At 64.4% G+C, this 23,602-nt stretch carries 21 protein-coding genes; 15 read left to right on the top strand and 6 right to left on the bottom strand.

What is annotated here, in order from left to right:
• Window positions 1-3: 3 nt before the first annotated feature.
• The 6 genes from JYG36_RS21740 to ydcS form a co-directional block, all read right to left on the bottom strand.
• Window positions 4-1,866, bottom strand: coding sequence for an NAD(P)-binding protein (locus tag JYG36_RS21740; protein WP_213602243.1), 1,863 nt, complete (start codon window positions 1,864-1,866; stop codon window positions 4-6).
• A 13-nt stretch (window positions 1,867-1,879) separates the two neighbouring features.
• Entirely contained in the window at window positions 1,880-3,304 is a 1,425-nt protein-coding gene (locus JYG36_RS21735; RefSeq protein WP_213602242.1) for a gamma-aminobutyraldehyde dehydrogenase, read from the bottom strand.
• Window positions 3,305-3,322: 18 nt separating this feature from the next.
• Entirely contained in the window at window positions 3,323-4,129 is an 807-nt protein-coding gene (locus tag JYG36_RS21730; RefSeq protein WP_093386775.1) for an ABC transporter permease, read from the bottom strand.
• Window positions 4,119-5,057, bottom strand: coding sequence for an ABC transporter permease (locus tag JYG36_RS21725; RefSeq protein ID WP_213602241.1), 939 nt, complete (start codon window positions 5,055-5,057; stop codon window positions 4,119-4,121). Before JYG36_RS21725 ends, JYG36_RS21730 begins: the two co-directional genes overlap by 11 nt.
• 1 nt (window position 5,058) lies before the next feature.
• Window positions 5,059-6,099: an ABC transporter ATP-binding protein gene (locus tag JYG36_RS21720; RefSeq protein WP_093386765.1), complete on the bottom strand. Its 1,041-nt coding sequence runs from the start codon at window positions 6,097-6,099 to the stop codon at window positions 5,059-5,061.
• A 72-nt stretch (window positions 6,100-6,171) separates the two neighbouring features.
• Window positions 6,172-7,323: a putative ABC transporter substrate-binding protein YdcS gene (ydcS, locus tag JYG36_RS21715; protein ID WP_213602239.1), complete on the bottom strand. Its 1,152-nt coding sequence runs from the start codon at window positions 7,321-7,323 to the stop codon at window positions 6,172-6,174.
• A 152-nt stretch (window positions 7,324-7,475) separates the two neighbouring features.
• On the opposite strand from ydcS, the gene JYG36_RS21710 reads away from it, so the two are divergent.
• The 15 genes from JYG36_RS21710 to JYG36_RS21640 all read left to right on the top strand — a co-directional run bounded on the left by JYG36_RS21710 (window position 7,476) and on the right by JYG36_RS21640 (window position 23,514).
• Window positions 7,476-8,195 carry a tellurite resistance TerB family protein gene (locus tag JYG36_RS21710; RefSeq protein ID WP_123565735.1) on the top strand — a complete coding sequence of 240 codons (720 nt, stop codon included), beginning with the start codon at window positions 7,476-7,478 and terminating at the stop codon, window positions 8,193-8,195.
• A gap of 130 nt (window positions 8,196-8,325) precedes the next feature.
• On the top strand, window positions 8,326-9,948 hold the full coding sequence (locus JYG36_RS21705) for a methyl-accepting chemotaxis protein (protein WP_045193679.1): 1,623 nt from the start codon (window positions 8,326-8,328) through the stop codon (window positions 9,946-9,948).
• 7 nt (window positions 9,949-9,955) lie between these two features.
• Window positions 9,956-10,486, top strand: coding sequence for a chemotaxis protein CheW (locus JYG36_RS21700; RefSeq protein WP_045193678.1), 531 nt, complete (start codon window positions 9,956-9,958; stop codon window positions 10,484-10,486).
• Entirely contained in the window at window positions 10,483-11,757 is a 1,275-nt protein-coding gene (locus tag JYG36_RS21695; RefSeq protein ID WP_093386751.1) for a CheR family methyltransferase, read from the top strand. Before JYG36_RS21700 ends, JYG36_RS21695 begins: the two co-directional genes overlap by 4 nt.
• Complete coding sequence (locus JYG36_RS21690; protein WP_045193675.1) at window positions 11,754-12,419, top strand: chemotaxis protein CheW; 666 nt, start codon at window positions 11,754-11,756, stop codon at window positions 12,417-12,419. The genes JYG36_RS21695 and JYG36_RS21690 overlap by 4 nt, the downstream gene beginning before the upstream one ends.
• Entirely contained in the window at window positions 12,416-14,701 is a 2,286-nt protein-coding gene (locus JYG36_RS21685; protein WP_213602237.1) for a hybrid sensor histidine kinase/response regulator, read from the top strand. The genes JYG36_RS21690 and JYG36_RS21685 overlap by 4 nt, the downstream gene beginning before the upstream one ends.
• The gene (locus tag JYG36_RS21680; RefSeq protein WP_045193672.1) at window positions 14,698-15,711 is read left to right on the top strand and encodes a chemotaxis response regulator protein-glutamate methylesterase; all 1,014 of its coding nucleotides are present in this window, start codon (window positions 14,698-14,700) and stop codon (window positions 15,709-15,711) included. Before JYG36_RS21685 ends, JYG36_RS21680 begins: the two co-directional genes overlap by 4 nt.
• 51 nt (window positions 15,712-15,762) lie before the next feature.
• Window positions 15,763-16,767 (top strand): response regulator, encoded by a 1,005-nt coding sequence (locus JYG36_RS21675; protein ID WP_045193671.1) that lies wholly within the window; start codon window positions 15,763-15,765, stop codon window positions 16,765-16,767.
• A gap of 153 nt (window positions 16,768-16,920) precedes the next feature.
• A protein-coding gene (prfB, locus tag JYG36_RS21670; RefSeq protein ID WP_143013309.1) for a peptide chain release factor 2 occupies window positions 16,921-18,016 on the top strand; the annotation gives its coding sequence in 2 pieces (ribosomal slippage) (window positions 16,921-16,992 and window positions 16,994-18,016; 1,095 coding nt in all).
• 93 nt (window positions 18,017-18,109) lie between these two features.
• On the top strand, window positions 18,110-19,612 hold the full coding sequence (gene lysS, locus JYG36_RS21665; protein WP_213602235.1) for a lysine--tRNA ligase: 1,503 nt from the start codon (window positions 18,110-18,112) through the stop codon (window positions 19,610-19,612).
• A gap of 100 nt (window positions 19,613-19,712) precedes the next feature.
• Window positions 19,713-20,417: a TetR/AcrR family transcriptional regulator gene (locus JYG36_RS21660; RefSeq protein ID WP_093386736.1), complete on the top strand. Its 705-nt coding sequence runs from the start codon at window positions 19,713-19,715 to the stop codon at window positions 20,415-20,417.
• A 28-nt stretch (window positions 20,418-20,445) separates the two neighbouring features.
• Window positions 20,446-20,991 (top strand): hypothetical protein, encoded by a 546-nt coding sequence (locus tag JYG36_RS21655; RefSeq protein WP_045193668.1) that lies wholly within the window; start codon window positions 20,446-20,448, stop codon window positions 20,989-20,991.
• Between the two features lie 24 nt (window positions 20,992-21,015).
• On the top strand, window positions 21,016-22,293 hold the full coding sequence (locus JYG36_RS21650; RefSeq protein ID WP_045193667.1) for a flavohemoglobin expression-modulating QEGLA motif protein: 1,278 nt from the start codon (window positions 21,016-21,018) through the stop codon (window positions 22,291-22,293).
• On the top strand, window positions 22,265-23,188 hold the full coding sequence (locus tag JYG36_RS21645) for an alpha/beta hydrolase (protein WP_045193665.1): 924 nt from the start codon (window positions 22,265-22,267) through the stop codon (window positions 23,186-23,188). The genes JYG36_RS21650 and JYG36_RS21645 overlap by 29 nt, the downstream gene beginning before the upstream one ends.
• Window positions 23,185-23,514: a PA3694 family proteiin gene (locus tag JYG36_RS21640; RefSeq protein WP_093386728.1), complete on the top strand. Its 330-nt coding sequence runs from the start codon at window positions 23,185-23,187 to the stop codon at window positions 23,512-23,514. The genes JYG36_RS21645 and JYG36_RS21640 overlap by 4 nt, the downstream gene beginning before the upstream one ends.
• Window positions 23,515-23,602: the final 88 nt, after the last annotated feature.

Below are 23,602 nucleotides of genomic sequence, written 5' to 3'. Positions count from 1 at the left end.
GATTTAGCCCAGTTCCCCCACCGCACGCCACGCCTCATCAATCGCCGCATGGGCATAGGCGCTCCAGGCCGCGTCCGAGTTGGCGATGCTGACCTTGCCCACGGGCTGGCGCGCCAGCTCCATCCACTGCTCGATCTGCGCCGGGTCGTCGTAGAGGGTATTGGTGGAGCAGGCATAACCATGGGGCCAGCGGTTGACCGTGATCGCCAGGATGTCCTTGTTGTGGTCAAAGCCACCAGGACCCAGCATGCGTTGCAACTGCTCGCGCAGCTGGCTTTCCAGTACCTCGAATGAGGTGCCGTACAGGCGCCCGCGTCCGGCACGGGCCTGGTCGCGGCTGCTCATGCCGCTGTCGGGGCTGGTCGGGACAAACACCATGTGCAGGCCGATGGGCTGCGCCGGGTCGCGTGGATGTTCGTAGCCGCCGAGGCTCACCGGGTAGTCGAGCTTGATCCGGCTGTAGGGCTGGGTGGCGGCGTAGATCTCGTGCACGCCAAGCTTCTGGAACGCTTGCCAGTTGCGCACGATGACCTTGGTGTACACCAGCGGGAACTTGACGTTCTGGCTCAGGGCGTGGGCCTGTTCGGCCGACAGGTCGCGCAGCAGGTAGGGGATCATCATGTTGTAGCAGGCCAGGACGCAGTGCTTGGCGCGCACCTTGGCCAGTTGCCCGGCGCGGCTGTAGCCGACATCGACTCCACCCGCGACGTTGCGCACGCTCACCGCCGTGCTGTTCAGGCGCAGGCGCAGCGGTTGCCCGGCGCGGTCGAGCTGGCTGTAGTCGAAATTGGCGAGGACGATGTCTTCCATGCTCTGGCCCGGCGCCACCGATGGCACCAGGCTGCGCACCAGCAGGCGTGCCAGCGAGGCGTTGCCGTCGGGGAAGTGGTAGATGTAGGGCTCTTCCATCTCCGCCTTGGCTTCCTCGCTGAGCGGCGCCAGGTTCATCGCGGCAAAGCCCGGGAAGCCGACAGAGTAGGCGTCGGCAGCGGCGACGGCATCGATGCCCACGGCCATGAAGTCGTTGGTGCGGCCCTGGAAGTACTTGACCGCCCTGGCCGACAGGCCGACGTCCTTGAGCAGGAAGTCGCGGTAGCTGGTGCGCTCCAGATAGGCCGTCTTGTCCTCCAGCGACTTGCCGGCCAGGTAGTCGCGCGGCGCCTGGTGCAGGTCGATCAGCGCCTTGCGGTCGCTTGCGGGCAGGGGGAAGTCATTGATGAAATCGGCAATCGGGCGGGCGTTGAGCTGGCTCGGGGCGATGTCGTCGGCGACCATCGGCGTCGGGTCGCCAGTGACCAGCTTGTCTTCGCCGAAGGTTTCCTGGTCGAAGAACACCGCGCGCGACAGGCCCAGGTCGGGGTAGAAGCTGCGGTCAAAGGCGGTCTCGAAACGCTTGATATCGACGCCAAGCTTTTGCAGCAGGCCGTTGACCTCCTTGCTGTACAGATGGTTGGGCGACTGCAAGGCTTCACTGCCGCCATAACCGAGGATCATCCGCCCACCGGCGCTGAACTCGTTGCGCTTGGCGTGGCCGCCGAAATCGTCGTGGTTCTCGAGGATCAGGATCTTCGCGGCGGGATGCTTCTCGCGATAGAAGAACGCCGCCGCCAGGCCGCTGATGCCGCCGCCGACCACCACCAGGTCGTATTCCTCGCTGATCGGCAGGGCGTCGGTGGCGAAGGTCTTTTTCTCCCAGCCCATCTGGTGCGCAACTTCGAAGGCGCCGACATGGCTGCCACGCAAACCGGTCAAGGCCGGTGGGTAATAGCGCCCGCTGGGGGCCGCCTGAAGCAGTTGCAGCGGGGTCAGGCCCGCTGCGACGCCGATGGCGACTCCGTTGATGAAGTCGCGTCGGGTGATTTCCATGGGTGTCCTTACCTTAATGTTTGAACATCACATGCCGGACGCAGGTGTAGTCCTCCAGCCCGTACATGGACATATCCTTGCCATAGCCAGACAGTTTCTGACCGCCATGGGGCATTTCGCTGACCAGCATAAAGTGCGTGTTGACCCAGGTACAGCCGTACTGCAGGCGCGCCGAAACGCGATGGGCACGGCCGACGTCGGCGGTCCACAGCGACGACGCCAGGCCGTAGTCGGAATCGTTGGCCCAGGCCAGGGCCTGCGCTTCATCGTCGAAACGGGTCACCGAGACCACCGGCCCGAACACTTCGCGGCGGACGATCTCGTCATCCTGCTGGGCATCGGCCAGCACCGTAGGTTCGAAAAAGAAACCGTCACCGGCCACCGCCTTGCCACCGGTGACCAGGCGAATATGCGGCTGGGCAATCGCCCGTTCGACCATGGCCGCCACCCGGTCGCGGTGCTGGGCGGTGATCAGCGGGCCGAGCTCGGTGTCCGGGTCGTGCTGCAGGCCATGCTTGATGCTGGCCACGGCCTTGCCGAGCTTTTCGACGAATTGCTCGTAGATGCCGCTTTGGGCATAGATGCGGCAGGCGGCGGTGCAGTCCTGGCCGGCATTGTAGAAGCCGAAGGTGCGGATGCCGTCGACCGCGGCGTCGATATCGGCATCATCAAAAATGATCACCGGGGCCTTGCCGCCCAGTTCCATGTGCATGCGCTTCACGCTGTCGGCGGTGCTGGCGATGATGTTGGCGCCGGTTGGGATCGAGCCGGTCAGCGACACCATGCGCACTTTCGGGTGGGTCACCAGCGGCGTGCCGACGCTCGGCCCGCGACCGAAAAGAATGTTCAGCACGCCGGCCGGCAACAGCTCGCTGGCAAGTTCTGCCAGGCGCAGCGCAGTCAGCGGCGTTTGCTCCGACGGCTTGAGCACCACGGTGTTGCCGGCGGCCAGCGCCGGGGCGATCTTCCAGGCAACCATCATCAGTGGGTAGTTCCACGGCGCGATCGAGGCGACCACGCCCAGCGGGTCGCGACGGGTCATCGAGGTATGCCCCGGCAGGTATTCACCGGCAGCCGAGCCGCCCAGACAGCGGCTGGCACCGGCAAAAAAGCGGAACACATCGGCGATCGCCGGGATCTCGTCATTGAGCGCGGCGGCGTAGGGCTTGCCGCAGTTGTCCGACTCCAGGCGGGCCAGCTCTTCGCCGTGGGCCTCGATGGCGTCGGCAAGTTTGAGCAGCAACAGCGAACGCTCTTTGGGCGTGGTCTGCGACCAGCTGTCGAAGGCACGGTCGGCGGCGCGCACGGCAGCATCGACCTGGGCCTCGCTGGCCTCGTTGACTTCCACCAGCACGCTGCCCAGCGCCGGGTTGAGCACCGCGTAGCCTGCGCCTTCGCCGTCCACCAGTTGGCCGTTGATCAACAGTCGGGTTTGCATGGTCCAGTCCTCCAGGAGTTATTTGCCGCTGCCGGCTACGCTTTCGCCGCCGCGGGTCAGGTAATAGGCGCCGAGGATCGGCAGCATGGTCACCAGCATCACCAGCATGGCCACTACGTTGGTGACCGGCACATCGCGCGGCCGGCTTAACTGGTTGAGCAGCCAGATTGGCAGGGTGCGCTCGTGGCCTGCGGTGAAGGTGGTGACGATGATTTCATCGAACGACAAGGCAAAGGCCAGCATGCCGCCGGCCAGCAGTGCCGAGCCGAGGTTGGGCAAAACGATGTAGCGAAAGGTCTGCCAGCCGTCGGCGCCCAGGTCCATCGACGCCTCGATCAGGCTCTGCGAGGTGCGCCGCAGGCGGGCGATGACGTTGTTGTAGACGATCACCACGCAAAAGGTGGCGTGGCCGACGACGATGGTGAAAATGCCCGGCTCGATCCCCAGGGTCTTGAATGCCGAGAGCAGGGCGATGCCGGTGATGATCCCGGGCAGGGCGATGGGCAAAATCAGCATCAGCGAGATGCTCTCCTTGCCGAAAAAGCTGCGCCGGTACAGCGCCGCCGAGGCCAGGGTGCCGAGCACCAGGGCGATCAGCGTCGCCAGGCAGGCGACCTGCAGCGACAGTTTGATCGACTCCAGCACGTCCGGGCGCGCAAACGCCACGCTGAACCACTTCAGGGTCAAGCCCTGGGGCGGAAAGCTGAAGGCGGCGTCCTCGGTGTTGAAGGCATAGAGGACGATGATCAGGATCGGGAAGTGCAGGAACACCAGCCCGCCCCAGGCCGCCAGGCGCAGGCCGATCGAGGCGCGTTCAGAGTGCATCGAAGGCCCCCAGGCGTTTGACCATAGACAGGTACACGGCAATCAGTACGATCGGCACCAGGGTAAAGGCGGCGGCCATGGGCATGTTGCCGATGGCGCCCTGCTGGGCATAGACCATGCTGCCAATGAAGTAGCCGGGCGGGCCGACCAGTTGCGGGACGATAAAGTCGCCCAGGGTCAGCGAGAAGGTGAAGATCGAGCCTGCGGCTATGCCAGGTACCGACAGCGGCAGGATTACCTGCATGAAGGTCTGTCGCGGTCGCGCGCCAAGGTCTGCCGAGGCTTGCAGCAGAGATGGCGGCAGGCGTTCCAGCGAAGCCTGGATCGGCAGGATCATGAACGGCAGCCAGATGTACACGAACACCAGGAAGCGCCCCAGGTGCGAGGTCGACAGGGTGCTGCCGCCGACCCCGGGAATAGCGAGGATGAACTGCAGCACCGGCCCCAGGTTGAGTTGCTGGACGAACCACTGGGCCACGCCGCCCTTGGCCAGCAGCAGGGTCCAGGCGTAGGCCTTGACGATGTAGCTGGCCCACATCGGCATCATCACCGCGATATAAAAGAACGCTTTGGTCTTGCCGCTGGTGTAGCGGGCCATGTAGTAGGCGATGGGGAAGGCCAGCACGGCGCTGGCCAGCGACACGGCGATGGCCATGCCCAGGGTGCGCAGGATGATGTCGAAGTTCGATGGGTTGAACAGCGCAGCGAAGTTGCCCAGGGTCAGGTCAGGGGTGACCGCCATGGTGAAGTCGTCGAAGGTGTAGAAACCCTGCCACAGCAGGCTCAGCAGCGACCCCAGGTAGATCGCGCCAAACCACAGCAGCGGCGGCACCAGCAGCAGCGCCAGGTACAGGTTGGGGCGCCGATAGAGCAGGGTAGAGAAGCGCCGCATGACGCCCGGCGCGCTGTTTGCCAGAGCCTGGGTCATTTCAGTGGCCCTCGCCGGGCACGGTTTCCTGCAACGCCGTCATCGCCTCGCGGGCCCAGCGTGCCTGCAGGCGCTGGCCGGGCTGCCAGGGCGCGGCGTGTTCCTGCCACTGGTTGTTGGCCTGGCTGATGCTCAGCAACTGGCCGTTGTCCAGCTGCAGCTCGTAGCGGGTGGCGCTGCCCTGGTACTGGATATCGTGGAGCAGGCCGCTGACCTGGATTTCGTTGCTGGCCGCTGGCTGGTCGCCAAGGCGGATGTGTTCCGGGCGGATCGAGAACGGCAGCTGGCTGCCATTGAGCTGCTGCGCCAATGCGCCGCGCAGCACATTCGAGGTGCCGACGAACTCGGCGACGAAAGTGGTCGCCGGCTTCATGTACAGGTTGCGTGGAGTGTCGACCTGCTCGATGCGGCCGCGGTTGAACACCGCGACGCGGTCCGACATCGACAGCGCCTCGGTCTGGTCATGGGTGACAAAGATGAAGGTGATGCCCAATTGGCGCTGCAGCTTTTTCAGCTCGCCCTGCATTTGCTCGCGCAGTTTCAGGTCCAGCGCTCCCAGCGGTTCATCGAGCAGCAGCACCCGCGGGCGATTGACCAGCGCCCGCGCCAGGGCCACGCGCTGGCGCTGGCCGCCAGACAGTTGCACCGGCTTGCGCTGGCCATAGCCGCCCAGGGCAACCATGACCAGGGCCTCTTCGGCGCGGGCATGGCGTTCGGCCTTGGCCACGCCCTTGACCTTGAGGCCATAGGCGACGTTGTCGCGCACGTTCATGTGCGGGAACAGCGCGTAGTCCTGGAACACCGTGTTGACGTCGCGCTGGTAGGGCGGCAACCCCGCCGCCTCTTCACCGTGGATGCGGATCGACCCGGCACTGGGTTGCTCGAAGCCTGCAATCAGGCGCAGGCAGGTGGTCTTGCCCGACCCCGAGGGGCCGAGCATCGAGAAGAACTCACCGTCGTGGATGTCGATCGACACCTGGTCAACCGCCCTGACCTCGCCAAAGGTGCGCGAGACATTGGTGAACTGCACTGCAAGGGTCATGGTGCGAAGCTCCAGCAAGAGGGAGCAAGCCCGCGTGTTCAGGTGGGAACGGGCTTGCCCCGCGACAGGGCCCTAACGGCCGCCCATGATCGCAATATAGTCCTGGGTCCAGCGGCTATAGGGCACGAACTTGCCCCCTTCGGCCTGCGGGGTCTTCCAGAAGGCGATCTTGTCGAACTGGTCGAAACCATTGGTCTTGCAGCCCTCGGCGCCGAGCAGTTCGCTGCCGCTGCAGGCCGCCGGCACCGCGGGCAGCGAGCCGAACCAGGCCGCTACGTCGCCCTGGACCTTGGGCTGCAGCGACCAGTCCATCCACTTGTAGGCGCAGTTGGGGTGCTTGGCCTCGCTGTGCAGCATGGTGGTGTCGGCCCAGCCGGTGGCGCCTTCCTTGGGAATGGTCGAGGCCACCGGCTGTTTGTCGGCTTGCAGGCCGTTGACCATGTAGCCCCAGGAACTGGAGGCGACCACGCCCTCGTTCTTGACGTCACTCATCTGCACCGTGGCATCGTGCCAGTAACGGTGGATCAGCGGATGTTGCTGGCGCAGCAGGTCGAGCACCGCTTGGTACTGGGTTTCGTTCAGTTCATAGGGGTTGTGGATGCCCAGTTCAGGTTTGGCCGACTTCAGGTACAGCGCCGCATCGGCGATGTAGATCGGCCCGTCGTAGGCCTGCACCCGGCCCTTGTTGGGCTTGCCGTCGGGCAGCTCCTGCGGCTCGAAAACCACGCTCCAGCTGGTCGGCGCCTGCTTGAACACCTCGGTGTTGTACAGCAGCACGTTCGGACCCCATTGGTAGGGCGTGCCGTACACCTGTTGGTTGACCACGTACCAGGCGCCGTCCTTGAGCCGCGGGTCGAGGTTCTTCCAGTTGGGGATCAGCGCGGTATTGATCGGCTGCACGCGCTTGCCGGCGATCAGCCGCAGCGAGGCGTCACCGGAGGCGGTGACCAGGTCGTAACCGCCCTTGGTCATCAGGCTGACCATCTCGTCGGAGGTGGCGGCGGTCTTGACGCTGACCTTGCAGCCGGTTTCCTTCTCGAAGCCGGTCACCCAGTCGTAGGCCTTGTCGCTTTCACCGCGCTCGATGTAACCCGGCCAGGCGACGATATCCAGCTGGCCTTCGCCGGCGCCCACGGCTTTCAGCGGTTCGGCGGCCTGCAGGCTGGCGCTGGCCAGCAGGGCGGTGCTCAGGGCGCAGAGCGTGGCGGTCTTGTGCACGAACATGGTGTTCCCTCTTGTTGGAATTATCTCGGGGCGGTGAAAGTGCAGGTATAGCTGGTTTAAGCGTAGGCAACATCTGGAAGCAAATGCATTCAGCTTCGCTTCAGCCTGCGGCAGTACTCTTTGGGCTTCTTTCCTCCCCATGGAGATGCCCCATGAACACCCGCGGCTTGCTTGATCAACTGCTCAAATCCGGCCAGGACCTGCTGCAGAACCAGGGCGGCAAAAGCCCTGCCGGCAAATCCGGCGGCCTTGGCGACCTGCTCGGCGGCAAGGGCGGTGGTGGCCTGGGCAGCCTGCTCTCCGGTGCCGGCGGCGGTGCCCTGGCGGCAGGGGCGATGGGCTTGCTGCTGGGCAACAAAAAGGCTCGCAAGTACGGCGGCAAGGCCCTGACCTACGGCGGCCTGGCGGCCCTCGGGGTGATCGCCTACAAGGCCTACGGCAACTGGCAGGCCAAGCAGGGCACTGCGGTGCAGGGTGAGCCGCAAACCCTCGACCGCCTGCCGCCGGCCCAGGTCGAGCAGCACAGCCAGGCGATCCTCAAGGCGCTGGTGGCAGCGGCCAAGTCCGATGGCCATGTCGATGACCGCGAGCGGGCGCTGATCGAGGGCGAATTCGTCAAGCTGTCCAGCGACCAGGAACTGCAACACTGGCTGCACGCCGAGCTGAACAAACCGCTGGACCCGGCCGACGTCGCCCGCGCCGCCAGCACCCCGGAAATGGCCGCCGAAATGTACATCGCCAGTGTCATGCTGGTGGACGAGGAGCATTTCATGGAGCGTGCCTACCTGGACGAACTGGCGCGCCAGCTCAAGCTTGACCCGGCGCTCAAGAGCGAGCTGGAAAACCAGGTAAAACTTGCTGCCAGTCAATGAAACCGGGCTAATGGCCAGTATCTAGCCCGTTTGGCCCGATCCAGCCGTTAAGTCAGCCGCAAAAGCGCGCAGCCGCTGGGCTATACTCTGCCCATTTTTCCTGCTCGCGTAGAACACTTGAGGGCTGACTGTGAAAAACTGGACCTTGCGCCAACGGATCCTGGCGAGCTTCGCCGTGATTATCGCCATCATGTCGCTGATGGTGGTCGCTGCCTATTCGCGACTGGTGGCCATAGAGTCCGGCGAGGAAGCGGTGCGAACCGACAGCATCCCCGGGGTCTACTACAGCTCCATGATCCGCAGCGCCTGGGTCGACAGCTATGTACTGACCCAGCAGCTGGTGGGCCTGAGCGACCATCGCGAGCTCACCTCGGCCGACATGGAGCTGTACAAGGGTTTTGAAGAGCGCCTCAAACAGCACATGGCCAGCTACCAGGCGACCATTCGCGAGAAGGACGACCAGGCCAGCTTCGACCAGTTCGGCCAGCTCGAAGCGGGCTACCTGAAAGCGGTGGATAGCGTCCTGGAGGCCTACCGCAAGAAGGATTACCCCGAAGCCCAGCGCCTGCTCGCCGAGGTGCTGACCCCGGCCTGGGTCGATGGCCGCAAGCACCTGAACGGGGTGATCGAGCGCAACCGTCATTCGGCCGAATCCGCCACCGACTCCATCGTCAGCGCCGTGGCCACGGCCAAGTTCAGCATGATCGTCTCGCTGTTGCTGGCGATTGTCGCCGCAACCATCTGCGGCCTGGTGCTGATGCGCGCCATCACCGCACCGATGCAGCGTATCGTCCATGCCCTGGACAAGCTCAGCGGCGGCGACCTCAGCGTGCGCCTGAACCTGGATCGCAAGGATGAGTTCGGCGCGGTGGAAACCGGCTTCAACGAAATGATGGGCGAACTGACCAACCTGGTGTCCCAGGCCCAGCGCTCCTCGGTGCAGGTCACCACTTCGGTGACCGAGATTGCCGCCACCTCCAAGCAGCAACAGGCCACCGCCACCGAGACCGCCGCCACCACCACCGAAATCGGCGCCACTTCGCGGGAAATCGCCGCGACTTCCCGCGACCTGGTGCGGACCATGACCGAAGTGACCTCGGCCGCCGACCAGGCCTCGATCCTGGCCGGCTCCGGCCAGCAGGGCCTGGCGCGCATGGAAGAGACCATGCACCAGGTGATGGGCGCGGCCGATCTGGTCAACAACAAGCTGGCGATCCTCAACGAGAAGGCCGGCAACATCAACCAGGTGGTGGTGACCATCGTCAAGGTCGCCGACCAGACCAACCTGCTGTCGCTCAACGCCGCCATCGAGGCGGAAAAAGCCGGTGAGTACGGCCGTGGTTTCGCCGTGGTCGCCACTGAAGTGCGGCGCCTGGCCGACCAGACTGCCGTGGCTACCTACGACATCGAGCAGATGGTTCGCGAGATCCAGTCGGCGGTGTCGGCCGGGGTCATGGGCATGGACAAGTTCTCCGAAGAAGTACGCCGCGGCATGTTCGAGGTGCAGCAGGTCGGCGAGCAACTGACCCAGATCATCCACCAGGTCCAGGCCCTGGCGCCGCGGGTGTTGATGGTCAACGAAGGCATGCAGGCCCAGGCCACCGGCGCCGAACAGATCAACCACGCCCTGGCGCAGTTGGGCGATGCCAGCAGCCAGACGGTCGAATCGTTGCGCCAGGCCAGCTTTGCCATTGACGAACTGAGCCAGGTGGCCACCGGCCTGCGTGGCGGCGTGTCGCGGTTCAAAGTCTGACCTGCCGATGAACGACCTTCAGCCTCGCCGCAACCAGGATGCGGCCTCCCACGGCACCCTGTACCTGGTGTTTCGCATCGGCGACCAGCGCTTTGCCCTGGACGCCCATGAGGTCGCCGAAGTGCTGCCGCGCTTGCCGCTCAAGCCCATTGCCCAGACCCCGGCCTGGGTGGCCGGGGTGCTGGCGCATCGTGGCGCGCTGGTACCGGTGATCGACGTCGGCGCCTTGAGCTTCGGTTTGCCGGCGCCGGTGCGCACCAGCACGCGCCTGGTCCTGGTGCACTACCGTGCCGACCCGTTGCGCCCGCACTTGCGGCTGGGGCTGATCCTCGAACAGGCCACCGATACCCTGCGTTGCGACCCCGCCGAGTTCCAGCCCTATGGCCTGGACAACCAGCAGGCGCCTTACCTGGGGCCGGTGCGCGAGGATGCCCACGGTTTGCTGCAGTGCATCGGTGTACAGGACCTGCTCAGCGCCGAGGTGCGCCAGCTGTTGTTCCCGCCTGAGCTGGCGGCGAGCGACGAGGGCCTGGCATGAGTGGCGAACAGCGCTTCTTTCGCTTTTTGCAGGATCGGATCGGTCTGGATGTCGCCTCGGTCGGCGCAGCGATGGTCGAGCGCGCCTTGCGTCAGCGCTGCGCCACCCTCGAAGCCCGCGACCTGGATGACTATTGGCTGCGCCTGCAGCAGTCGAGCCAGGAGCAGCAGGCGCTGATCGAGGCGGTGATCGTCCCGGAAACCTGGTTCTTCCGTTATCCGGAGTCGTTCAACGCCCTGGTGACCCTGGCGCGCAAACGCCTGGCCGAGCTCGGTGGCATGCGCCCGCTGCGCATCCTCAGCCTGCCGTGCTCGACCGGCGAAGAGCCGTATTCGATTGCCATGGCCCTGCTCGACGGCGGCTTTGCCGGGCACAGCTTTCGCGTCGACGCTATGGACATCAGCCCCAATTCGATTGATCGCGCCGAACAGGCGCTGTACGGGCGCAACTCGTTCCGTGGCTCGCACCTGGACTTTCGCGAGCGGCACTTCAGCGACAGCGACGAAGGCCAGCGCCTCGACGAGCGGGTTCGCCAGCAGGTCAAGCTGCAGGTCGGCAATGTACTGGATCCGGCGCTCAAGGCCCGGGAGGGCAGTTACGATTTCGTGTTCTGCCGCAACCTGCTGATCTATTTCGACGTCCCCACCCAGCAGCGGGTGTTCGAGGTGCTCAAAAGCCTGATCCATGAGCAAGGTGTGCTGTTCATCGGCCCGGCCGAAGGCAGCCTGCTGGCACGCATGGGCATGCGCCCGGTGGGCATTGCCCAATCCTTTGCCTACGTACGCCAGGCTGAAATGCAGCCGGCGCCGCCGAGCAAGCCGTTGGCGATCCCTTTGCCGTTGACAGTGCCGGTGACGGCGGCCAGCGTGCCGCGCCCGGCGTCGGCGCCGCTGACAGTCCGCAAGCTCAAGCCGATTGCGCCGCCGCCGGCGAAGCCCGCCGCGCAGGATGCGGCCAGCCAATTGCTGGCGCAGATCGCTCAACTGGCCAATGCCGGTAGCAGCACCGAGGCCCAGGCCGCGTGTACCCGTTACCTGCAGCAGTATCCGCCCACTGCCCAGGTGTTCTACTGGCTGGGCTTGCTCAGTGATACCGCCGGCGACAGCGGTGAAGCCCTGAGCCATTACCGCAAGGCGCTGTACCTTGACCCCCAGCATCCGGAGGCACTGGTGCACCTGGCCGCGCTGCTGGCTTCGCAAGGTGATGTCGCAGGCGCCCGGCGCCTGCAGGAACGGGCCGCACGGCGCGCTGACCGGGAGTCTGAGCAATGATGGGTGACAACGACGTGCAACTGGTCGCCAGTGACGCCGCCAGCATCGACGATTGCTGGAACCGTATCGGCGTACACGGCGACAAGAGCTGCCCGCTGCTTGATGAACATATTCACTGCCGCAACTGCGACGTCTATGCCGCTGCAGCGACGCGCCTGCTGGACCGCTATTCGTTGTCTCAGGAAGCCCACGAGCAGAGCGAGGCGCCTGAGCAAGCCAGCAGTGGCCGCTCATTGCTGCTGTTTCGCCTGGGCGAGGAGTGGCTGGCGCTGGCCACCCGCTGCCTGGTCGAGGTTGCGCCGCTGCAGCAGGTGCATTCCCTGCCACACCAGCGCTCGCGGGTGCTGCATGGCGTGGCCAATGTACGTGGCGCGCTGGTGCCCTGCCTGTCGCTGGGCGACCTGCTCGGCCTTGAAACCCAGGGTTCGGCGCCAACCTCGGCGCGGATCATGCCGCGCATGCTGATCATCGCCGCTGCCGGCGGCTCGGTGGTGGTCCAGGTCGATGAAGTGGACGGCATCCATGCTCTGGACCCCGTCCGTCTGGGGGCCGAGCAGGGCGAAACGCGTTTTACCGCAGCGGTGCTGCAATGGCGCGGACGCAGTGTTCGCGTGCTGGATGAAGACCAAGTGCTGTCTGCCGTGAACCGGAGCCTGTCATGACCCCAGAGCAAATGCGCGACGCCTCGTTGCTCGAGCTGTTCAGCCTGGAGGCCGAAGCCCAGACCCAGGTGCTCAGTGCCGGGCTGCTGGCGCTGGAGCGCAACCCGACCCAGGCCGACCAGCTTGAAGCGTGCATGCGCGCAGCCCATTCGCTCAAGGGCGCGGCGCGGATTGTCGGCGTCGATGCCGGGGTCAGCGTCGCCCATGTCATGGAAGACTGCCTGGTCGGCGCCCAGGAAGGCCGCTTGCTGCTGCGCCCGGAGCACATCGATGCGCTGTTGCAGGGCACCGACCTGCTGATGCGCATCGCCACGCCGGGCGATGCCAGTATCGACGCCGCGGTGCAGACCTTTCTGGTGCAGATGGCCGCGTTGCTCGACCCTGGTGCACCAGCAGCGCCTGCGATCGCAGCGCCGCCATTGCCGGAACCCGAGCCCGAACCCGAACCACTGGCGGCCGAGCTGCCAAGCGTTGACCCCGAGCCCGAGGTCGAAGCCGCGCCGGTGCGCAGCGGCAAACGCACGACCGAGGGCGGTGAGCGGGTCTTGCGGGTCACGGCTGAGCGCCTGAACAGCCTGCTCGACCTGTCGAGCAAATCGCTGGTCGAAACCCAGCGGCTCAAGCCTTACCTGGCCACCCTGCAGCGCCTCAAGCGCATGCACGGGCAAAGCATCCGCGCCCTCGACGGCCTCAAGCAGCAACTGGAAAGCAGCGGCCAGAGCGCCGAAGTCCAGGACGCTTTGGCCCAGGCCCAGCGTCTGCTCGGTGAGACCCAGCAAATTCTGTTGCAGCAAGCCTCCGATCTCGATGAGTTCGGCTGGCAGGCCAGCCAGCGCGCGCAGCTGCTTTACGACACCGCACTGGCCTGTCGCATGCGTCCGTTTGCCGATGTGCTGACCGGGCAAAGCCGCATGGTCCGTGACCTTGGTCGTTCGCTGGGCAAGCAGGTGCGCCTGGACATCGACGGCGAGAAAACTCAGGTCGACCGCGACGTACTGGAAAAGCTCGAAGCGCCCTTGACCCACCTGCTGCGCAATGCCGTCGATCACGGTATCGAATCGCCCGAGCGGCGCCTGGTGGCCGGCAAGCCCCTGGAAGGGCAGATCCGCCTGCGTGCCTCGCACCAGGCCGGCCTGCTGGTGCTTGAGATCAGCGACGATGGCGGCGGCGTCGACTTGGCACACTTGCGCCAGAGCATCGTCGAGCGCCAGTTGTCACCGGCCGAAACCGTGGCGCAGATGAGCGAGGCCGAGCTGCTGACCTTCCTGTTTTTGCCCGGTTTCAGCCTGCGTGACCGGGTTACCGAGGTGTCCGGGCGCGGTGTCGGCCTGGACGCCGTGCAGCACATGGTTCGCCAGTTGCGCGGCTCGATCGAGCTGACCCAGACCAGCGGCCAGGGCAGTTGCTTTCACCTCGAAGTGCCGCTGACCCTGTCGGTGGTGCGCAGCCTGGTGGTCGAGGTTGGCGCCGAAGCCTATGCCTTCCCGCTGGCACATATCGAACGCACCCTGGAGCTGCCGGCCGAGGCCATCGTGCAGATCGAGGGCCGCCAGCATTTCTGGCATGAGGGCCGGCATATCGGCCTGGTCGCGGCCAGCCAGTTGCTCAACCGTCCGCCAAGCCAGGGCGAAGGGCAGAGCATCAAGGTGGTGGTGATTCGCGAGCGCGACATGCTCTACGGCGTGGCAGTCGAGCGCCTGATCGGCGAACGGGTGCTGGTGGTGATGCCGCTGGACGCGCGCCTGGGCAAGGTCCAGGATATTTCCGCCGGGGCTTTGCTCGACGACGGCGCGGTGGTGCTGATCATCGATGTCGAAGACCTGCTGCGTTCGGTGGAAAAACTCCTCAGCACCGGCCGCCTGGAGCGTATCGAGCGCGGCCAGCGCAGCGTGCGCGAGGCGGCGCGCAAGCGCGTGCTGGTGGTCGACGACTCGCTGACCGTGCGCGAACTGCAGCGCAAGCTGCTGAGCAACAAGGGCTATGAAGTGGCCGTTGCGGTCGACGGCATGGACGGCTGGAACGCCTTGCGCAGCGAAGACTTCGACCTGCTGATCACCGACATCGACATGCCGCGCATGGACGGTATCGAACTGGTCACGCTGCTGCGGCGCGACAGCCGCCTGCAATCGCTGCCGGTGATGGTGGTGTCGTACAAAGACCGCGAAGAAGATCGTCGCCGTGGACTGGACGCCGGGGCCGACTACTATTTGGCAAAGGCCAGTTTTCACGATGATGCCTTGCTCGACGCCGTCGTCGAGCTGATCGGGGGAGCGCAGGGATGAAAATCGCCATCGTCAACGATATGCCCATGGCCGTGGAGGCCTTGCGCCGGGCGTTGGCATTCGAACCGGCCCATCAGGTGATCTGGGTCGCCAGCAATGGCGCCGATGCGGTCAAGCTGTGTGCCGAGCAGTTACCGGACCTGATCCTCATGGATTTGATCATGCCGGTCATGGATGGCGTCGAGGCCACCCGGCGGATCATGGCCGAAACGCCGTGCGCCATCGTGATCGTCACCGTCGACCGCCAGCAGAACGTCCACCGGGTGTTCGAGGCCATGGGCCATGGCGCCCTCGACGTGGTCGATACTCCGGCCCTTGGCGCCGGCGATCCGCGTGAAGCGGCAGCGCCGCTGCTGCGCAAGATCCTCAATATCGGCTGGCTGATCGGCCAGCAGCGCAGCACCCCGACCCGGGCCATGGCCGCGCCGGTGCGCGAAGCCGCGCAGCGCCAGGGCCTGGTTGCCATTGGCTCTTCGGCGGGCGGCCCGGCGGCCCTGGAAGTGCTGCTCAAGGGCTTGCCGCGCAGTTTTCCGGCGGCCATCGTGCTGGTCCAGCACGTTGACCAGGTGTTCGCCGCCGGCATGGCCGAATGGCTCAGCAGCGCCTCGGGCCTGGCGGTGCGCCTGGCCAGCGAAGGCGAGCCGCCGCAACCGGGGCAGGTGCTGCTGGCCGGCACCAACCACCACATTCGCCTGCTCAAGAACGGCAACCTGGCCTATACCGCTGAGCCGGTAAACGAAATCTACCGGCCCTCGATCGACGTATTTTTTGAAAGCGTGGCCCGCTACTGGCGCGGCGACGCGGTCGGCGTACTGCTCACCGGCATGGGGCGCGATGGCGCCCAGGGCCTGAAGCTGATGCGCCAACAGGGCTTTCTGACCATCGCCCAGGATCAGCAGAGCAGCGCGGTGTACGGCATGCCCAAGGCAGCCGCCGCGATAGACGCCGCCGTCGAAATTCGCCCTCTGGAGCGAATCGCCGCGCGATTGATGGAAATTTTTCCAAAATGACGATATGTATTGAGCCACGCCGGCTGGCCGGCAGTGACCAGGTGACAGCGCATGAATGATTTACCGCTCGACGGTTTTCCGACCATGAATGAAAATTCGGCAATGGTCCTCTTGGTCGACGATCAGGCAATGATCGGCGAAGCGGTGCGGCGTGGCCTGGCTCACGAAGAGAACATCGATTTCCACTTCTGCGCCGACCCGCACCAGGCGGTGGCCCAGGCTGTGCGCATCAAGCCCACGGTGATTCTCCAGGACCTGATCATGCCCGGCCTTGACGGCCTGACCCTGGTGCGCGAATACCGCAACAACCCGGCCACCCAGGACATCCCGATCATCGTCCTGTCGACCAAGGAAGACCCGCTGGTCAAGAGCGCCGCCTTTGCCGCCGGGGCCAACGACTACCTGGTGAAGCTGCCGGACAACATCGAGCTGGTGGCGCGTATCCGCTACCACTCGCGCTCCTACCTGACCCTGCTGCAGCGCGACGAGGCCTACCGCGCCCTGCGCGTCAGCCAGCAGCAGTTGCTCGACACCAACCTGGTGCTGCAGCGGCTGATGAACTCCGACGGCCTCACGGGGCTTTCCAACCGTCGCCACTTCGACGAATACCTGGAGCTGGAATGGCGCCGGGCCATGCGCGAACAGGCGCAGTTGTCGTTGCTGATGATCGATGTCGACTATTTCAAGTCGTTCAACGACACCTTCGGCCACCTGGCCGGTGACGAAGCGCTGCGCAAGGTCGCCGAAGCCATTCGCGCCTCCTGCGCCCGCCCCAGCGACCTGCCGGCCCGTTACGGTGGCGAGGAATTCGCCCTGGTGCTGCCCAACACCTCGCCGGGTGGCGCCCGCCTGGTGGCGGAAAAACTGCGCCAGACCGTGGCGGCGATGAACATCGCCCACACCATGCCCAACGCCGACTCGGTGCTCACCGTGAGTATCGGCCTGGCGACCCTCACCCCGGGTATCGGCAGCCATTGCCGGCAACTGATTTCGGCAGCGGACAAAGGCCTGTACCTGGCCAAGAACAACGGCCGTAACCAGGTCGGGGTGGATTGACGGCAGCTACAAGCGGCAAGCTTCAAGCGGCAAGAAAAAACCTGGCGCCGGGTTTTTCTCCGGCCTCTTGTCGCTTGTAGCTTGCCGCTTGAAGCTGTAACTCCGCTATACTCTCCGGCTTTTCTACAGAATACGCACGAGAGCTGCCCGCCCATGGAAATTCAACCGATCCTGAACACCATCAAGGACCTCACCGAGCGCTCCGAGTCCATTCGGGGGTATCTTTGACTACGATCAAAAGCATGACCGCCTGATCGAAGTCAACCGCGAGCTCGAAGACCCGAACGTCTGGAACAAGCCCGAGTACGCTCAGGCCTTGGGCCGCGAACGTGCCATGCTGGCGCAGGTCGTCGAGACCCTGGACAAGATGTCCGGTGGCCTGGCCGACTGCCAGGACCTGCTCGACATGGCCGTCGAGGAAAATGACGAAGGCGCCGCGAGCGACGTCGTGACCGAGCTGCAAGGTCTGGAAGAAAGCCTGGCACAGCTTGAGTTCCGTCGCATGTTCAGCGGCGAGATGGACATGAACAACGCCTACCTGGACATCCAGGCCGGCTCCGGTGGTACCGAAGCGCAGGACTGGGCCAACATCCTCCTGCGCATGTACCTGCGCTGGGCCGACAAGCGCGGTTTCGACGCCACCATCATCGAGCTTTCCGAGGGTGAAGTCGCCGGCATCAAGGGTGCCACCGTGCACATCAAGGGCGAGTACGCCTTCGGCTGGCTGCGTACCGAGATCGGCGTGCACCGCCTGGTGCGCAAGAGCCCGTTCGACTCCGGCGCCCGTCGCCACACCTCGTTCTCGGCGGTGTTCGTGTCGCCCGAGATCGACGACAAGGTCGAAATCGACATCAACCCGTCCGACCTGCGCGTCGACACCTACCGCTCCTCGGGCGCCGGTGGCCAGCACGTAAACACCACCGACTCGGCAGTACGTATCACCCACGTGCCGACCAACACCGTGGTGGCCTGCCAGAACGAACGCTCCCAGCACGCCAACAAGGACACCGCCATGAAAATGCTGCGGGCCAAGTTGTACGAGCTGGAAATGCAGAAGCGCAACGCCGCCTCGCAGGCATTGGAAGACAGCAAGTCGGACATCGGCTGGGGCCACCAGATCCGTTCGTACGTGCTGGATGACTCGCGTATCAAGGACCTGCGTACCGGCGTCGAGCGCAGCGACTGCCAGAAGGTGCTGGACGGCGACCTCGACCAGTACCTGGAAGCGAGCCTCAAGCAGGGGCTGTAAGCCGCACACCACCGCCGCGATGCCCGGCCGCCCGCCGGCATCGCGTGCCCTGCCCGAAAAGGGCAACGAATACCTGATGGAAAGAATGACGACATGAGCGACCTGAAGACCGAATCGCAAGACCTGCAACAGGAAGAAAACAACCTGATCGCGCTGCGCAAGGAAAAACTTGCTGCCGAGCGCGCCAAGGGTAACGCCTTCCCCAACGACTTCCGCCGTGACAGCTACTGCAACGACCTGCAGAAACAGTATGTCGACAAGACCAAGGAAGAGCTGGAAGCTGCAGCGATTCCGGTCAAGGTTGCCGGGCGCATCATGCTCAACCGTGGCTCGTTCATGGTGATCCAGGACATGACCGGGCGCATCCAGGTCTACGTCAACCGCAAGACCCTGCCGGAAGAAACCCTGGCCGCGGTCAAGACCTGGGACCTGGGCGACATCATCGCCGCCGAAGGTACCCTGGCGCGCTCCGGCAAGGGCGACCTGTACGTCGAAATGACCAGCGTGCGCCTGCTGACCAAGTCGCTGCGCCCGCTGCCGGACAAGCACCACGGCCTGACCGACACCGAGCAGCGCTACCGCCAGCGCTACGTCGACCTGATGGTCAACGATGAAACCCGCCACACCTTCCGCGTTCGCTCGCAGGTCATCGCCCACATCCGCAACTTCCTGATGGCCCGCGACTTCCTCGAAGTCGAGACGCCAATGCTGCAGACCATTCCTGGTGGCGCCGCAGCCAAGCCGTTCGAAACCCACCACAATGCCCTGGACATGCAGATGTTCCTGCGCATCGCCCCGGAGCTGTACCTCAAGCGCCTGGTGGTCGGTGGTTTCGAGAAGGTCTTCGAGATCAACCGCAACTTCCGTAACGAAGGCGTTTCGACCCGGCACAACCCCGAGTTCACCATGCTCGAGTTCTACCAGGCCCACGCCGACTACGAAGACAACATGGACCTCACCGAGGAGCTGTTCCGCGAACTGGCCCAGCTGGTTCTGGGCAGCACCGACGTGCCGTATGGCGACAAGGTGTTCCACTTCGGCGAGCCGTTCGTGCGCCTGTCGGTGTTCGACTCGATCCTCAAGTACAACCCCGAGATCAGCGCCGCCGACCTGCAGGACATCGACAAGGCCCGTGAGATCGCCAAGAATGCCGGCGCCAAGGTGCTCGGCTTCGAAGGCCTGGGCAAGCTGCAGGTGATGATTTTCGAGGAGCTGGTCGAGCACAAGCTCGAGCAGCCGCACTTCATCACCCAGTACCCGTTCGAAGTCTCGCCGCTGGCCCGTCGCAACGACGACAACCCGAACGTCACCGACCGCTTCGAGCTGTTCATCGGTGGCCGTGAAATCGCCAACGCCTACTCCGAGCTCAACGATGCCGAAGACCAGGCCGAGCGTTTCATGGCCCAGGTGGCCGAGAAAGACGCCGGTGACGACGAAGCCATGCACTACGATGCCGACTTCGTCCGTGCCTTGGAATACGGCATGCCGCCAACCGCCGGTGAAGGCATCGGCATCGACCGTCTGGTGATGCTGCTGACCAACTCGCCATCGATTCGCGACGTCATCCTGTTCCCGCACATGCGCCCACAGGCCTGAGCGAACTGAACAAGCCGCCTTCCGGGGCGGCTTTTTCATGCCTGGAAGAAATTCATCGATCGGATCCAACGTTTGGGGTAGACCAGCAGTGACTCCTGCAATGACTCAACAAGGCGCCGCCTGCGTGGCTACAGCGGTGGCCGAAAGCGTGCAGTACCAAGGCCGCAAGGCCAGCCGCGAAGGCAGCGAGCAGCGCCGCCAGCAGATCCTCGACGCGGCCATGCGCATCGTCGTGCGTGACGGCGTGCGCGGCGTGCGCCACCGCGCGGTGGCAGCCGAGGCCGGCGTGCCGCTGTCGGCGACCACCTATTACTTCAAGGACATCGAAGACCTGCTCACCGACACCTTCGCCCAGTATGTCGAACGCAGCGCGGCCTACATGGCCAAGCTCTGGGAGAACACCGAGGTGGTGCTGCGCCAGTTGCTCTCCCAGGGCGATGGCAGCCCGCAGTGGCGGGCGCGCCTGGCCGATGAAGTAGCGAAGATGACCACCGACTATGTGCAGCGCCAATTGCATAACCGCCGCGACTTTCTGATGGCCGAGCAGGCCTTTCGCCAGGAGGCGCTGCTGTGCCCGCGCCTGGCCGAGCTGGTCAAGCTGCACGAGCAGATTCTGCTGCGCGGCGCCGTGCAGATGCTGCAGGTGGTAGGCTCACGTCAGCCACAACAGGATGCCCTGGTGTTGACGGCGATTATCGAGCAGATGGAATATCAGGGCCTGCTCGACGCTGAACAAGCCCAGGCTGAAGCGCCGATGCTCGCTATTCTTACCCGGTACCTGCATCTGGTCTTGGCGTCGGTGTAAGGCGCGAACCTATTTCAAGGAGAGGTTGATGAAAGCCAGAACCCTGCTGTTGGCATTGTCGTTCTTGCTGCTTGGCGGTTGTCTGGTCACCTTCAACGAGCCGATTCCGGGCAACAAACCTGCACCCAAGGCCCTGCTCGGCACCTGGACCAGCAAGGACGCCTGGGGCGAGCCGCTGACCCTGCAGATCAGCCGCAGCGGTGGCAACGCCTACAAGGCAGTGGCCATCGGCAAGAACAAGAAGCGCGACGAGTACGCCTTCACCGTGTCCCAGCACGGCAACCGCTGGTACCTCTCGGCCGGCGTGCCCAAGCGTCTGGGCGGCAACTTCCTGATTGGCGGTTTTGAAGTGCTCGATAACAAGGAACTGGTGGTCTACAACCTTGATGTCGAGCAGGTCAACCAGGCTGTGCAGAAGAAAGAACTCAGCGGCCGCAGCATCGAGGTGCCCGAAGAAAACGGCGAAGGGGTTCTAATCGACAGCCCGGCCGAGCGCGTCCTGGCTTACCTGGACGACCCGGCCAACTCCGACCTGTTCATCGAAGTGGCGCGCTTCAAGCGGGCCGGCAAGTAATCAGCGCAATTCAAGGAGTGTAGGGTGGACGAGTACCAGCAGACGATACGTGCCCTGTCTGATCGCATTGTCCTGGCGCAAACGCCCATTCGCGTGCTTGATGCGGTGAAGTGGGACGACAATATCCGCCAGGGTTTCCTCAAGGCCAAGGGCAAGGAGCTGCCAGCGGTAGACCGCGCCTACTACCAGGGCCGGCCGCTGTCGTTCGACTCGGCGGCAGTCAAGCTCGAGTTCCAGAACATCGAGCGCGACATCACCCGCCAGCTTGGCCAGTTCAACCCGGTCGGGCAGATCATGCGGCGCATGTGCAAGGAATACCGCATGGTGGTGCGCATGCTCGAAGCGCGCGGCACCGAGGATTTCGGCCTGATCTCCCAGGAACTGTACGGCGCCGCCTCCGATGCCTTCCATGCCGGTGACCCGACCCTGGCCGACCTCGGCCTGATGCTCTCGGACTACCTGAACAACATCGACGGCCGTGGCGACCTCAAGGACGAGCCGAAGAACCTCACCGCCAAGCAGGCTGTGGAGATGCTCCAGGGCCGCCTGAACAAGGTGTTCAACGAGGCCGAAGACACCATCCGCGTGTTCGAGTCCGACGGTATCGTCGCCGACGCCGCCGCTGGCGCCGACTACATCAAGATCCGCGCCGACGCCATGTTCAACAGCCGCGATGTGCGCGCGCTGGAGGTTCACGAAGGCCTGGTGCACGTCGGCACCACCCTCAACGGTCTCAACCAGCCGATCTGCACCTTCCTGGCCAAGGGCCCACCCTCGTCGACCGTGACCCAGGAAGGCCTGGCGATCCTCATGGAAGTGATCGCCTTCGCTTCCTACCCCAGCCGCCTGCGCAAGCTGACCAACCGCACCCGCGCCATCCATATGGTCGAGGAGGGCGCCGACTTCATGCAGGTGTATGAGTTTTTCCGCGCCCAGGGTTTCGAGATGGCCGAAAGCTACGGCAACGCCAGCCGGGTGTTCCGCGGCTCGGTGCCCAATGGTTTGCCGTTTACCAAGGACTTGTCCTATCTCAAGGGCTTTATCATGGTTTACAACTATATTCAGTTGGCCGTGCGCAAGGGCAAGCTCGAACAGATCCCCTTGTTGTTCTGCGGCAAGACCACCCTTGAAGACATGCGCACCTTGCGCCAACTGGTCGATGAAGGCCTGGTGGAACCGCCCAAGTACCTGCCTGAGCAGTTTCGCGACCTCAACGCGCTGTCGGCCTGGATGTGTTTCTCCAACTTCCTCAACCACCTGAGCCTGGACCGGATTGAAGCCGATTACTCGAACATTCTCTGAAGCATGGCGCAGGCATCTGGGCCTGCTGCTGGTGCTGCTGAGTCTGGGCGGTTGCAGTTCGCTGTTGTTCTATCCCGAGCCCGGTCAGCCGTTCACCCCCGAGAAAGCCAAACTCGCGTACCGCGACGTGACCCTGACCGCCGCCGACGGCACCCGCCTGCATGGCTGGTGGCTGCCGGCCAAGGCCGGTGTCGAGGTCAAGGGCACGGTGCTGCACCTGCATGGCAATGGCGGCAACCTGGCCTGGCATCTGGGCGGCAGCTGGTGGTTGCCGGAGCAGGGTTATCAGGTGCTGTTGCTCGACTACCGCGGCTACGGCCTGTCGCAGGGCAAGCCCGGGCTGCCGGAGGTCTACCAGGACATCGCTGCGGCGCTGGCCTGGCTGGACCAGGCCCCCGAGGTGCAGGGCAAGCCGCAGATCCTGCTGGGCCAGAGCCTGGGCGGCTCAATGGCTATCCATTACCTGGCCGAGCATCCGCGCCAGGCCGAGCGCTTCAAGGCCATGGTCTTCGATGGCGTACCGGCCAGCTACCGTCAGGTCGGGCGCTTTGCCCTGAGCAATTCGTGGTTGACCTGGCCGCTGCAGGTGCCTTTGTCGTGGCTGGTGCCCGATGGCGACAGTGCGATCCATTCGATCGCGCAGATCAAGGCCCCGCCCAAGCTGTTCTTCCACAGCATCGACGACCCCATCGTGCCGCTGGTCAACGGCCTGCAGTTGTATCAGGCTGCGCCCCCCCCGAGGGTGTTGCAGCTGACCCGTGGCGGGCATGTGCAGACCTTTGCCGACAAGACCTGGCGCCAGGTCATGTTGCGCTTTCTGGACGACCCGATGCATTTCAACGGGCTGCGGCGCCTGGCCGAAGTCCCCAACTACCCTGACGAGAAGTCGCAATGAGTGAAGAACGCAACGCCATCCCGCTGATCATTACCGGAGTCTGCAGCATCATCGGTACCGTCGCGGCCCTGTGGTACTACGGTTACCTGCATTTCGCCAAGCCCGAGGATGCCTTGCTGCTGTCCGACTTCACCATGCTCAAGACCATCCCTGGCGAGGACTACAAGATCTCCCTGCAGCCGGCCAGCCAGGTGGCGCAGTGCGTCGATGGCGTGCTGGTGTTGTTCGATACCGCGCAAAAAGGCCTGACGGGTGTGCTGGTCAACAACAAGAAGCAGGCGGTGCGTTGCCTGGGTCAGGAAACCCCACAAGAAGTGAAAGAGTAATTGCGGGAGCGGCGGTGCGGCGATCCGACTTGACCCGCGATGAAGGCCCGCAAGCCAAACAAAAATCCCGCCAGACGCGGCGGGATTT

Source organism: Pseudomonas sp. SORT22, from assembly GCF_018417635.1.
Classification (GTDB): domain Bacteria; phylum Pseudomonadota; class Gammaproteobacteria; order Pseudomonadales; family Pseudomonadaceae; genus Aquipseudomonas.
This window is presented reverse-complemented; position numbering and strand designations above follow the sequence as displayed.